The organism is Streptomyces acidiscabies (assembly GCF_020010905.1).
GTDB classification, from domain to species: domain Bacteria; phylum Actinomycetota; class Actinomycetes; order Streptomycetales; family Streptomycetaceae; genus Streptomyces; species Streptomyces acidiscabies.
Window position 1 is genome coordinate 2957683 of record NZ_JAGJBY010000001.1, and the last position, 13011, is coordinate 2970693.

At 72.7% G+C, this 13011-nt stretch carries 7 protein-coding genes and 1 pseudogene; 4 read left to right on the top strand and 4 right to left on the bottom strand.

All coding sequences use genetic code 11. The annotated features are described in order from the left end of the window. Positions 1 to 27: 27 nt before the first annotated feature. Positions 28 to 2307 carry an FdhF/YdeP family oxidoreductase gene (locus J8M50_RS13820; RefSeq protein WP_010358715.1) on the bottom strand — a complete coding sequence of 760 codons (2280 nt, stop codon included), beginning with the start codon at positions 2305 to 2307 and terminating at the stop codon, positions 28 to 30. 132 nt (positions 2308 to 2439) lie between these two features. On the opposite strand from J8M50_RS13820, the gene polA reads away from it, so the two are divergent. Beyond that, positions 2440 to 5166 (top strand): DNA polymerase I, encoded by a 2727-nt coding sequence (polA, locus tag J8M50_RS13825; RefSeq protein WP_010358714.1) that lies wholly within the window; start codon positions 2440 to 2442, stop codon positions 5164 to 5166. Between the two features lie 36 nt (positions 5167 to 5202). Here the strand turns inward: polA and J8M50_RS13830 are convergent. Further along, a pseudogene (locus J8M50_RS13830) lies at positions 5203 to 6009 on the bottom strand (DUF4184 family protein); the annotation flags it as partial. A gap of 302 nt (positions 6010 to 6311) precedes the next feature. On the opposite strand from J8M50_RS13830, the gene J8M50_RS13835 reads away from it, so the two are divergent. The 3 genes from J8M50_RS13835 to pgfA all read left to right on the top strand — a co-directional run bounded on the left by J8M50_RS13835 (position 6312) and on the right by pgfA (position 9349). Further along, positions 6312 to 8081, top strand: coding sequence for a lytic transglycosylase domain-containing protein (locus tag J8M50_RS13835; protein ID WP_010358712.1), 1770 nt, complete (start codon positions 6312 to 6314; stop codon positions 8079 to 8081). A 136-nt stretch (positions 8082 to 8217) separates the two neighbouring features. Continuing rightward, on the top strand, positions 8218 to 8352 hold the full coding sequence (locus tag J8M50_RS13840) for an SPW_0924 family protein (RefSeq protein WP_010358711.1): 135 nt from the start codon (positions 8218 to 8220) through the stop codon (positions 8350 to 8352). 10 nt (positions 8353 to 8362) lie between these two features. Beyond that, the gene (gene pgfA / locus J8M50_RS13845; protein WP_010358710.1) at positions 8363 to 9349 is read left to right on the top strand and encodes a cell envelope lipid trafficking protein PgfA; all 987 of its coding nucleotides are present in this window, start codon (positions 8363 to 8365) and stop codon (positions 9347 to 9349) included. A 5-nt stretch (positions 9350 to 9354) separates the two neighbouring features. On the opposite strand, the gene hrpB is transcribed toward pgfA, so the two are convergent. Continuing rightward, entirely contained in the window at positions 9355 to 11883 is a 2529-nt protein-coding gene (hrpB, locus tag J8M50_RS13850) for an ATP-dependent helicase HrpB (RefSeq protein WP_010358709.1), read from the bottom strand. 43 nt (positions 11884 to 11926) lie between these two features. Continuing rightward, the gene (locus J8M50_RS13855) at positions 11927 to 12745 is read right to left on the bottom strand and encodes a class I SAM-dependent methyltransferase (RefSeq protein WP_029184459.1); all 819 of its coding nucleotides are present in this window, start codon (positions 12743 to 12745) and stop codon (positions 11927 to 11929) included. Positions 12746 to 13011 lie beyond the last annotated feature (266 nt).

The window sequence follows — 13011 nt, forward strand, 5'->3', positions numbered from 1 at the left end:
GTGGTGGCGCTGTCGCTGAGCAAACGCTCAGGCGGTCGCCGATTGTTCCAGACGCACCACCACGGACTTGCTGGCCGGGGTGTTGCTGGTGTCCGCCGTCGCGTCCAGCGGCACCAGGACGTTCGTCTCCGGGTAGTACGCCGCCGCGCACCCGCGCGCGGTGGGGTAGACGACGACCCGGAAGCCCGGCGCACGCCGCTCCACGCCGTCCCTCCACTCGCCGACGAGATCGACGTACGCACCGTCCTTGAGGTTCAGCCGCTCCGCGTCCTGAGGGTTGACCATGACCACCCGGCGGCCGTTCTTGATGCCCCGGTAGCGGTCGTCCAGGCCGTAGATCGTGGTGTTGTACTGGTCGTGGCTGCGCAGCGTCTGGAGCAGCAGACGGCCCTCCGGCAGCTCGGGGAACTCCACCGGCGCGGACGTGAAGTTGGCCTTGCCGGTCGCCGTCGGGAAGCGGCGCTCGTCGCGCGGGGCGTGCGGGAGGGTGAAGCCGCCGGGGTGCGCCACGCGCGCGTTGAAGTCCTCGAAGCCGGGGATCACGCGGGCGATGCGGTCGCGGATCGACGCGTAGTCCTTCTCGAACTCCTCCCAGGGGGTGGTGGTCCGGTCCTTCAGGACGCGGCGGGCCAGCCGGCACACGATCGCCGGTTCCGACAGGAGTTGCGCGCTCGCCGGCTTCAGGCGGCCCCGGGACGCGTGGACCATGCCCATCGAGTCCTCGACGGTCACGAACTGCTCGCCGGAGCCCTGGAGATCGCGTTCCGTGCGGCCCAGGGTGGGCAGGATCAGCGCCCGCGCGCCCGTCACGACGTGCGAGCGGTTCAGCTTCGTCGACACGTGCACCGTCAGGCGCGCCTTGCGCATCGCCGCCTCCGTGACGTCCGTGTCCGGGGACGCCGAGACGAAGTTGCCGCCCATCGCGAAGAAGAGCTTCGCCTCGCCGTCGCGCAGGGCGCGGATCGCCCGTACGACGTCGTAGCCGTGCCCGCGCGGGGGCGCGAAGCCGAACTCCTTCTCCAGGGCGTCCAGGAACGCGGGCGCGGGGCGCTCGAAGATGCCCATCGTGCGGTCGCCCTGCACGTTGGAGTGGCCCCGGACCGGGCACACGCCCGCGCCCGGGCGGCCGATGTTGCCGCGCAGGAGGAGGAAGTTGACGACCTCGCGGATCGTCGGCACGGAGTGCTTGTGCTGGGTCAGGCCCATCGCCCAGCAGACGATCGTCCGCTCCGAGGCGAGGACCATGCGCAGGGCCTCCTCGATCTCCGCGCGCGTGAGGCCGGTCGCCGCGAGGGTCTCGTCCCAGTCCGCTGCTTTCGCGGTCTCGGCGAACTCCTCGAAACCGTGGGTGTGTTCGGCGATGAAGTCGTCGTCGAGGGCTTCGGGAGTCTCCAGGATCAGCTTGTTCAGGAGGCGGAACAGGGCCTGGTCGCCGCCGATGCGGATCTGGAGGAACAGGTCCGTGAGGGGAGCGCCGGTTGTCATGCCCTTGGCGGTCTGCGGGTTCTTGAACTTCTCCAGGCCCGCCTCGGGCAGCGGGTTGACGCTGATCACCTTCGCGCCGGACGCCTTCGCCTTCTCCAGCGCGGAGAGCATGCGCGGGTGGTTCGTGCCCGGGTTCTGGCCGGCGACGATGATCAGGTCCGCCTGGTAGAGGTCCTCCAGCAGGACGCTGCCCTTGCCGATGCCGATCGTCTCCGACAGGGCCGAGCCGCTCGACTCGTGGCACATGTTCGAGCAGTCCGGGAGGTTGTTCGTGCCCAGCTCCCGCGCGAAGAGCTGGTACAGGAACGCGGCCTCGTTGCTCGTGCGGCCCGAGGTGTAGAACACCGCCTCGTCCGGCGATTCGAGGCGGTCGAACTCCTCGCCCATGATGGCGAACGCGCGGTCCCAGGAGACCGGTTCGTAGTGGTCGGCGCCCTCGGGGAGGTACATCGGGTGCGTGAGCCGCCCCTGCTGGCCCAGCCAGTACCCGCTGCGCGTCGCGAGGTCGTCGACGCTGTGCTCGGCGAAGAACTCCGGGGTGACCCGGCGCAGCGTCGCCTCTTCGGCGACGGCCTTGGCGCCGTTCTCGCAGAACTCGGCGGCATGCCGGTGATCGGGCTCGGGCCAGGCGCACCCGGGGCAGTCGAAGCCTTCCTTCTGGTTGACCCGCAGCAGCGTCAGCGCCGTCCGCTTGACCCCCATCTGCTGCTGGGCCATCCGCAGCGAGTGCCCCACCGCAGGCAGCCCGGCCGCCGCATGCTTCGGCCCACCGACCTGCGGCGCGTCCTGAACCGGATCACTCTTCGGTGCCTTCCCGGCCATCCCACACTCTCCTTCGCAACCGCAAGCGGAGTCCTTAGTCGATCCTCCCACGGGGCACCGACAGCCGGGACGGGGCGGGGGCCGGGGGTCGTTGGCGGTCCGTTGTCAGTGGCGCGTGGCAGGATCGGGGGCGTGGCAGAGACAGCATCGAAGACGAACGACACGGCAACCGGCGGGGCCAGGCCCCGGCTGATGCTCATGGACGGGCATTCGCTGGCGTACCGCGCGTTCTTCGCGCTGCCGGTGGAGAACTTCACGACGGCGGTGGGGCAGCCGACGAACGCGATCTACGGCTTCGCCTCGATGCTGGCGAACACGTTGCGCGACGAGGCGCCCACGCACTTCGCCGTGGCGTTCGACGTGTCCCGCAAGACCTGGCGCTCCGAGGAGTTCACCGAGTACAAGGCCAACCGCTCGAAGACGCCGGACGAGTTCAAGGGCCAGGTGGAGCTGATCGGCGAACTGCTGGACGCGATGCACGTGTCCCGGTTCGCGGTGGACGGCTTCGAGGCGGACGACATCATCGCGACGCTGGCGACGCAGGCGGAGGCGGCCGGGTACGACGTCCTGATCGTGACCGGCGACCGGGACTCGTTCCAGCTGGTCACGGAGCACACGACGGTCCTGTACCCCACCAAGGGCGTCTCGGAGCTGACCCGGTTCACCCCGGAGAAGGTTTTCGAGAAGTACGGGTTGACGCCCGCCCAGTACCCGGACTTCGCGGCGCTGCGCGGCGACCCGTCGGACAACCTGCCGGGCATCCCGGGCGTCGGCGAGAAGACCGCCGCGAAGTGGATCAACCAGTTCGGCTCGTTCGCGGAACTGGTGGAGCGCGTCGAGGAGGTCAAGGGCAAGGCGGGCCAGAACCTCCGCGACCACCTGGACGCGGTGAAGCTGAACCGCCGCCTGACGGAGATGGTGCGGACGGTCGAGCTGGACAAGGCGGTCCAGGACCTGGAGCGCGCCCCGTACGACCGCACGGCCGTCGCCCTGGTCCTGGACACGCTGGAGATCCGCAACCCGTCCCTGCGTGAGCGCCTCCTCGCGGTCGACCCCGGCGGCGAGGAGGCCGGCCCGGCGCCGGTCGCCGCGCCGGGCGTGGAACTGGACGGCACGGTGCTGGGCACGGGCGAACTGGCCCCCTGGCTCGCGCAGCACGAGGCGGGCACGCTGGGCGTGGCGACCGTCGACACCTGGGCCCTGGGCGCGGGCAGCGTCGCGGAGGTCGCGCTCGCCACGGCCGACGGCCCGGCCGCCTGGTTCGACCCGGCGCAGCTCGACGAGACGGACGAGCGCGCGTGGGCGGCCTGGCTCGCGGACGCCGGCCGGCCCAAGGTCTTCCACAACGCCAAGGGCGCGATGCGGGTCTTCGCCGAGCACGGCTGGACCATCGAGGGCGTCATCATGGACACCGCGCTGGCCGCGTACCTGGTCAAGCCGGGCCGCCGCTCCTTCGACCTGGACGCGCTCTCCCTGGAGTACCTGGGCCGCGAACTGGAGCCCGCCGCGGCGGCCGACGGCCAGCTCGCGTTCGGCGCTGACGACGGCGCGGAGAGCGAGGCCCTGATGATCCAGGCCCGCGCGATCCTCGACCTCGGCGAGGCGTTCCGCGCGCGCCTGGAGGAGGTCGGCGCGACCGACCTGCTGCGGGACATGGAGCTGCCGACGTCCGCGATCCTGGCCCGCATGGAGCGCCACGGCATCGCGGCCGACCGCGCGCACCTGGAGGCCATGGAGCAGATGTTCGCCGGAGCCGTCCAGCAGGCGGTGAAGGAGGCGCACGCGGCGGCGGGCCACGAGTTCAACCTCGGCTCCCCGAAGCAGCTCCAGGAGGTCCTGTTCGGCGAACTGGGCCTGCCGAAGACGAAGAAGACGAAGACGGGCTACACGACCGACGCGGACGCGCTCGCCTGGCTCGCCGGCCAGACGGAGAACGAACTGCCGGTCGTCATGCTCCGCCACCGCGAGCAGGCCAAGCTCCGCGTCACCGTCGAGGGCCTGATCAAGACGGTCGCGGCGGACGGCCGTATCCACACGACGTTCAACCAGACCGTCGCCGCGACCGGCCGCCTGTCCTCCGTCGACCCCAACCTCCAGAACATCCCGGTGCGCACCGAGGAGGGCCGCGCGATCCGGCGCGGGTTCGTCGTCGGCGAGGGCTTCGAGTCCCTGATGACCGCCGACTACAGCCAGATCGAGCTGCGCGTCATGGCTCACCTCTCCGAGGACGAGGGCCTCATCGAGGCGTTCACCTCCGGCGAGGACCTCCACAACACGGTCGCCGCGCAGGTCTTCGCCGTCGACAAGGACGCCGTCGACGCGGAGATGCGCCGCAAGATCAAGGCCATGTCGTACGGCCTGGCGTACGGCCTGTCCGCGTTCGGCCTCTCCCAGCAGCTGAACATCGACGCGGGCGAGGCGCGCGGGCTGATGGACACGTACTTCGAGCGCTTCGGCGGCGTACGGGACTACCTGCACCGCGCGGTCGAGGAGGCGCGCGCGACGGGCTACACGGAGACCCTCTTCGGCCGCCGCCGCTACCTCCCCGACCTCAACAGCGACAACCGCCAGCGCCGCGAGACGGCCGAACGCATGGCCCTCAACGCGCCCATCCAGGGCACGGCGGCGGACATCGTCAAGATCGCGATGCTGAAGGTGGCCGTGGCGATGGAGGAGGCGGAGCTGACCTCACGCCTGCTGCTCCAGGTCCACGACGAAATCGTCCTGGAGATCGCGCCCGGAGAGGCCGCGCGGGTCGAGGAACTGGTCCGCCGGGAGATGGCCGACGCGGTCCACCTGCGCGCTCCGCTGGACGTGTCGGTGGGGTCGGGCCTGGACTGGGAGTCGGCGGCTCACTGAGACACCGAGGAGTGCTCTCTCCCGGAGGGCACTCCTCGCCGCTCGCCCGGCCGCGACAGCCCGTACGACGACGGCGTACACCACGACTCCCACGAGAAGCCCCGCTCCCGCCCCGAAGCACACCGTCGGGACGATCTCCCAGGGTTTGGCGCCGCGCTCTCCCCAGTACGCCCACCACCGCACCACCCGCAGCACCGCCCCCACCCCCGCGCACGCGCCGATCAGCACCCCCGCGAGCCACCGGTCCCCGACCGACAGCACCGGCACCCCCGGCGCCGCCCCGGAGGGCGCCCGGCGCAGCGCGTACGCCAGGAACCCCCCGATGGCGACGGCGGCGACCAGCGACCCCCCGTACTGGAGGTACCAGTACAGCGGCGACCCGGCGATCTCCTCGCCGAGGACCGGGAACAGCCGCATCCCCCACCGGTCGTGATGGGTGAACGCGTCCCAGACGACATGCGTGAGGGACCCGGCGACGGAGGAGACGTACCACCGCGCCACCAGAGCGCCCTGCACGCGCGCGCGGGGGACACCGCAGCGGGTGAGCGCGGCGACCCGGGGCCGCCCGGCGGCGGGCAGCAGTGCGACCAGCGGCTCGCGGACCAGGAGCCACAGCCCGGCCAGCAGCCACGCGAGCAGCACGTCGACCGTGAACACCCCGGCGAAGGAGTGCGTGACGTCGCCGAACCGCATCGCGCCGGGGACGGCGCTCGCCGCGTAGTACGTGAGGTCCGGCGCGAAGGACCCGGCCACGAGAACGGCGGGAATCAGCCGACCCCGGCCGCTCCCGTCGCCGCGCACACCCGGCAGCACGGCGGCGGCGTGGCTCAGGGTGAACGGCACAACTGCTCCTCAGGCGGGAAGACGATCACGGCGACACGGTGAGGACGTCCGCCGCGCGGGGTGCGGTTCCCGGCCGCCGGGGCCTGTGGGGCGGAGGAAAACAGCCCCGACGGGTGCCGGTGCCAAGGGAGTTGACGTAGGGTCGCCGTACTCGTCGGTACGCCCGGTGTACGCGGGTCGAGCGGTGACAGCGGGACGAAAACCGGCTGGAGGGGCAACCTCCCGGGCGGCCCGTTCGTCACACAGGTGAGCACGTGCAGACAGAGACGGGCGCTCGGGCGTCCACGGGAGGGGTTCACTTCATGTCGGCGCATTTCGGCAGGAGGCTGCGCAAGAGCGCGGTCAACACCACCGTGGCCGCCGTCGCGGTCGCCGCCCTGGCCGCGTCCCAGGCACCGGAGGTCGTCGCGGGCACCACCCAGGACAGACCTGCCGACACACCTGCGGCAGCGGCAGACCCGGGTGCGACGACCGGAGGCGCCACCGGCAACTCGCCGTACTACACGGACCTGCCGCCCCTCAACAGCCCGAGCCCGGTACCCAGTTCGGGCACCACCCCGATACCCGGGATACCCGGCACCGGCGCGACCGGCACCGTCTCCGAGTCGGGGATCCCCGCGACCGTCCTGGACGCCTACAAGAGGGCCGCGACGGCCCTCGCGGCCGACAAGCCCGGCTGCAACCTCCCCTGGGAGCTCCTCGCCGCGATCGGCAAGGTCGAGTCGGGCCACGCGAGCGGCGGGAACGTCGCGGCGGACGGCACGACGATCACCCCGATCCTCGGCCCGCCCCTCAACGGCGTCGGCTTCGCCCACATCAGCGACACGGACGGCGGCGCCTTCGACGGCGACGCCCTGTACGACCGCGCCGTGGGCCCCATGCAGTTCATCCCCTCGACCTGGGCGTGGGCCGGCCGCGACGGCAACGGCGACGGCAAGAAGGACCCCAACAACGTCTACGACGCCACCCTCGCCGCCGCGCACTACCTGTGCCGCAACGGCTGGGACATGAACACGGCGTCGGGCCTGCGCAGCGCGATCCTCAGCTACAACAACTCGACGGCGTACTACAACACCGTCACCTCGTGGCTGGAGTACTACCGCAGGGGCACGCACGAGATCCCGAACGGCACGGGCACCCTCCCGGGCAACCGCAGCGACAACCCGGCGACCGTTCCGGGCCCGAAGCCGACCACGCCGAAGCCGAGCACCCCGCCGAAGACCCCGGCGCCCCCGAAGACGGACCCGCCGAAGCCCCCGCCGACCACGCCGCCGCCGGCCCAGACCCCGACCGACACGGTCCGCCGCCTGGAGAACGCCGGAGCGGCCAAGCTGACGGCGACCGCCGGGAGCGCCTTCGCGCAGAAGCCCTCGGCGCGCGCGGAGACCGCCGACGGCAAGGCCGTCGCCAAGGTCCGCGTCCGCTTCCTGATCGTCGGCGACACGGACACCACGTTCACCGGCGGCGAGAAGCTCGCGACGGTCACGACCGACGCGAAGGGTGTCGCCACGGCGCCCGCGCTCCAGGCGGGCGAGAAGACCGGCTCGTTCATCGTCCGCGCGCTGGTCATCGGCCGTACGGTCGACCCGGTCGACTACACGGCGACCGTCGACGCCCGCTCCGCCGACCTGATCTCGAACCTCCTGAACGGTCTGCTGAGCACCGTCGCGGGCGGCGAGTTCGCCGACCAGGTCCAGGTCAAGGCCACGCTGAAGGGCTCGGCCGCCGGGAAGGTCGCCGCGACCGCCACCCTGGTCGCCGCCGCCGGCGACACCACGGCCAACGACAAGGGCCCGTACTTCAAGGACGCCGACGGCAAGCCCGTCCGCACCCTGACCGGCCTGACGACGGACGCGCTCGGCCTCCTGAAGCTGCCGAAGCTGTACGCGGACGACAACGCCGGGACGTTCCTGCTGAAGATCACGACGGCGGGGGGTGCGAGCCTCACGGTCGAACTGACGGTCACGGCGGCGCCGGCCGCCACGCCGGACCCGGAGCCCGCACCGAGCGATCCGCCCTCTGCGAGCCCCTCGCCGAGCGGCTCGACCGAACCCTCACCCTCGGCCTCCTAGGCCCGCACAGGCCCGCACAGCAGCCGCGGCGCCCCCCTCCCGGTCTTCGGGAAGGAGGCGCCGCGGCTGTTCTCATCTCGGCCACCCGTTGCTACGGTGCCGACACCTGACAGGCCGTCAGGTCCGGGAGGTCCGTATGCGCGCCCTGATCGCCGCCGCGGCCGGTCTGGCCGTCGCCCTCGCCCTCGTCCTGACGATCAGCGCCGTCGGCACGCCCACCGGCAAGACATCGCCGAAGCCACTGCTGACGACCGTGCCCGCGCACCCGTGAGGAGGGCGCGATGCGCCGCAGATCCGCCCTGATCCTGCTCGCCCTCGCCGTCTTCTTCGCGTCCCTCGCGCCCCTGCTGCGCTGGTACGCCTTCCCCCGGCTCGCCAAGATCCCCGCGAACACCTACCAGGCGACCGTCCTGGAGGCGAAGAACGCGACCCTCCTCGACTACGGCACCCTGCGCGCGCGTACGGTCCCGAAAGTCACCATCGTCCAGACCCTCAAGGGCAACGTCGAGGAGTCCGAGCGCGTCGAGAAGACCGCCGGCAAGGATGTCGTCGTCTGGGACGGCCTCTCCTACGTCGTCGGCCCCGACGGCAAGATGGTCTCCAGGGTCCCCGAGCGGTACATCTTCGACGCGCACACGCAGGCGCCCGTCCACGCCGACGGGGAGATGGTCGACGGCGACCCTGTCACCCGCACGGGCATCGAGTTCAAGTGGCCGTTCCTCGTGGAGAAACGGGACTACGAGTACTTCGACGCGCAGACCCGCACGTCGGCGCCGATCCACTACAAGGGCACGCAGACGTTCCGTGGCCTGACGGTCTACTACTTCGAGCAGACCATCCCCTGGACGCAGGTCCCCATGCCCAGGACGATGCCCGTCGCGGGCATCACCCCCGAGACCATCGCCTCCACCGGCACCACCCGCTGGTACACCACCGTCCGCAAGTTCTGGGTCGAACCGCTCACCGGGGCGCCCGTCAACGGCGAGGAGGTCCACCAGGAGGAACTGCGCGGGGGCACGCTCCTCGGGGGGCGCGAGAAGGTCACCGCGTTCGCCGGGGACGTCAAGATGCGCGAGGACTACATCGAGCACACCGTCGACCTCGTGAAGAGCAACCGCACGCTCGTGCTGCTCATGACGTCGTACCTGCCGTGGGGGTTCGCCGGGCTGGGGTTGCTGCTGCTGGCCCTCGCGCTGCTCCTGGAGGCCCGGGGGAGGCGCCCGATCACCCCGCGCGCGGAGCCACTGCCCGAGCCGGTCGGTGTCTGAGCCGGTCAGCGTCCGAGGCGCGCGTTCGTGTGCCGGGTCGGCTCCGCCGTCGCCGGGTCCTCGGGCCACGGGTGCTTCGGGTACCGGCCGCGCAGCTCCGCGCGTACGCCCCGGTAGCCGTCCCGCCAGAACGACGCGAGATCCGCCGTGACGGCGACCGGCCGCCCCGCCGGGGACAGCAGATGCACCACCACCGGCACACCGGCCACCCGGGGCGACTCCTGGAGCCCGAACATCTCCTGCACCTTCACGGCCAGCACGGGCCGTTCGGGATCGCCGTAGTCGACCCGGACGCTCGACCCGCTGGGTACGACGATCCGCTCCGGCGCCAGCTCGCCCAGCTTCCCGGCCTCCCCGGACGCCCACGGCAGCAACCGCCCCAGCGCGTTCCCGGCATCGATCCGCGCGAGATCCTTCCGCTGCCGGGCCCTCCCCAGCTCCGGCTCCAGCCACTCGTCCACGCGCGCGTGGAGAGCCTCGTCGGAGACGTCCGGCCAGGGTTCCCCGACCCGCGCCCGCAGAAACGCGAGCCGCTGCCGCAGCACCGCACCCGTGTCGGTCCACCGCAGCACGCCGAACCCTTCCTGCCGCAGGCCCTCAAGGAGGGCTGCGCGTACGAGCCCGGCGTCGGCGTTCCTGAGAGGCCGCACCGCCAGCTCGACGGCCCCCAGCCGCTCCACCCGCCGCGCGACGACGTCCCCGCCGGCCCACCGGACCTCCTCCCGCTCGTCGAGCAGCGCGCCCGCGGCCCACCGCGCGGTGTCCTCGTCGACGACCGTCGCGAGCTGCACGCGCGCGTGGCCCTTGCCGACGGGGCGGTCGGCCACGGCGATCGCCAGCCAGGGGGAGGGGCGGAGGGGGGAGCCCTCGCGGAGTTCCGCGCGGGTGCCGGAGAGCATGAGGTAGGTGCCGCCGTCGAGTCTGGCGAGGCGCTCGGGGAAGGCGAGGGCGGTGATCAGGGCGGGGGTGTCGGTGGTGGGGGAGGCGGGTGCCGTAGCGGTGCCGCCGGGCGCGGGCGTCGGAGTTGCTCCGGAGGCGACCGACCGCAAGCGCCGTACCTCCGTCCGCCAGCGCGCGCTGTACGCGTCGCCCCCGCGCCGGGCGGCCCGCAGCGCGGCGGCGAGGTCGTCGCCGTACTCGCGGGGTGGCTCCTCGCTCAGGAGGGCCACCACCTCGGCGGCCCGTTCCGCGCCCACGGCGGTGGTGCCGTCCAGGAGAGCGCGGCCCAGGCGGGGGTGCAGGCCCAGCCGGGCCAGCCGGACGCCTCGTGCGGTGGCGCGGCCCGTGGGGTCGACCGCGCCGATCGCCGTCAGCAGGTCGCGCGCCGCCGCCATCGCCCCCGTCGGCGGCGGGTCGAGCAACGCCAGCGAGGCGGCCTCGGGATCGCCCCAGCAGGCCGCCTGGAGGGCGAACGCGGCGAGGTCGGCCACTTTGATCTCGGGGGCGGGAAAACGCGGGAGACGCGCGTTCTCGGCCTCCGGCCAGCAGCGGTAGACCGTGCCGGGCGCCTCACGGCCCGCGCGGCCGGCCCGCTGGCGCCCCGCTGCCCGGGACGCCCGTACGGTCGCCAGCGCGCTCAGCCCGCGCGCGTGGTCGACGCGGGGCTCACGCGCCAGCCCGGAGTCCACGACCACACGCACCCCGGGGACCGTCAGCGACGACTCCGCGACGGCCGTCGCGAGGACCACCCTGCGCCGCGCACCGGGGGCCAGCACCGCGTCCTGGACGGCGGCCGGTGCGCGCCCGTGCACCTGGAGGACCTCGACGTCCCCGACGCCCCCGCTCAGCTGTCCCGCCACCCGCGCGATCTCGCCCACGCCGGGGAGGAAGCACAGCACGTCCCCCGCCCGCTCGGCGAGCGCCCGCCGCACCACCGACGCGACGTGCGCGAGCAGCGCCGGATCGACCCACGTGCCGTGCGGCGGCCGTACCCCGCGCGCGGGCGGCGCCCACACGGTCTCGACCGGGTACGACACGCCCCGCGCCTCGACGACAGGAGCCCCGCCCAGCAACTCGGCCCACCCCTGCGCGTCCGTCGTCGCGGACGCCGCCACGAGCCTCAACTCCGGCCGCAGCGTCTCCCGTACGTCCCACAGGAACGCGGCGGCGGTGTCCGCGTCCAGATGCCGCTCATGACACTCGTCCAGCACGACGACGTCGACCCCGGCCAGCTCCTGGTCCCGCTGGAGCCGTTGCAGCAGCACGCCGGTCGTCACGACCTCCACGCGCGTACGCGGGCCGACGACCCGCTCGCCGCGCACGGTGTACCCGATGCTGTTCCCGACCTCCTCCCCGAGCAGCCAGGCCATCCGCCGGGCAGCAGCCCGCGCGGCGATCCGCCGGGGCTCGGCGACGACGACCGTGCGCGCGGGCCCCTCCCCGAGCAGCCCCGCCAGCGCCAGCGGCACGAGCGTCGTCTTCCCCGTCCCCGGGGGCGCCACGAGAACGGCCGTCCCGCGCGCGTCCAGGGCATCACCGAGGGCGGGCAGCGCACTGCGGACGGGGAGGGCGTCGAGGGCGTCGTAGCGGATCACGGGACCCAGTGTCGTACGCGCGTGCGCCTTGGTCCGGCCGGTCTCAGTCCCGCTCGCACGTGAAGATCGCCGTCCCCGGGATCAAGTTGCCCCGCAGCGGCGACCAGCCGCCCCACTCGGACGTGTTCCAGGCCGGCCACTCCGGCTCGGTGAGGTCGACGAGGCGGAAGCCCGCCGTCACGATGTCGCGGACGCGGTCGCCCAGGGTGCGGTGGTGTTCCACGTAGACGGCGTTGCCCTCGGCGTCCTGTTCGACGTACGGGGTGCGGTCGAAGTAGGAGGCGGCGACCGTCAGGCCCTCGGGACCGGGTTCGTCGGGGAAGGCCCAGCGGATGGGATGGGTGACCGAGAAGACGAAACGGCCACCGGGGCGCAGCACGCGGCGCACCTCGCGCAGGACCTGCGCCGGGTCGGCGACGAACGGCAGGGCGCCGTACGCGGAGCACGCGAGGTCGAAGGAGCCGTCCGCGAAGGGCAGGACGCCCGCGTCGGCGCAGACCAGGGGGATGCCCCCGCCGATGCGCAGGGAGTGCTGGAGCTGGCGGTGGGAGATGTCGAGGGCGACGGGCCGGGCCCCCTGCGCGGCGAGCCAGCGCGAGCACTGCGCCGCGCCCGCGCCGATCTCCAGGACCGAGAGGCCCGCCAGCTTCTCGGCGGGGCCCAGGAGTTCGGCCTCCACCTCGTCGAGCCCCTCGGGGCCCCACACGAAGCGGTCGTCGCCGAGGAACGTGCCGTGCTCGACCTGGTACTCGTCCGCGTTGCGGTCCCACCACCCCCGGTTCGCGCGGGCGCTCTCCGTGACGTCCGCGGAACGCCGCGTGGCCTCGGAGTCGGATTCGGGGTCGTGGTCCACAGCGGACACCGTTGGCTCTTGGATGATCGGCTCCCTCGTCGTACTCTTCCGTCACCCTTTTTCGGGCACAGGCGCCCGCGCGGGTGTCACGGAAGGGGTCTCGCGGGCCTGCGTTGGCCTCCAGAGACGCTTCTTGTGCCGGGTATGCGGGGATCCGCCCCGGGTGTGCGCCTTCGCGCATTGACCCCGTCCGGCTGCCCCCGTATGCTACAAGTTGCGCTGCGAGCCTGCGCTCCTCAGACCTAGCAGGCTGTGCTCGCATCTGTTGGTTGTCC

Bases quoted from the DNA above. Each gene is read 5' to 3' on its own strand.
- J8M50_RS13820 (WP_010358715.1), bottom strand. From the start codon at position 2,307: ATGGCCGGGAAGGCACCGAAGAGTGATCCGGTTCAGGACGCGCCGCAG.
- J8M50_RS13835 (WP_010358712.1), top strand. From the start codon at position 6,312: ATGTCGGCGCATTTCGGCAGGAGGCTGCGCAAGAGCGCGGTCAACACC.
- J8M50_RS13840 (WP_010358711.1), top strand. From the start codon at position 8,218: ATGCGCGCCCTGATCGCCGCCGCGGCCGGTCTGGCCGTCGCCCTCGCC.
- pgfA (WP_010358710.1), top strand. From the start codon at position 8,363: ATGCGCCGCAGATCCGCCCTGATCCTGCTCGCCCTCGCCGTCTTCTTC.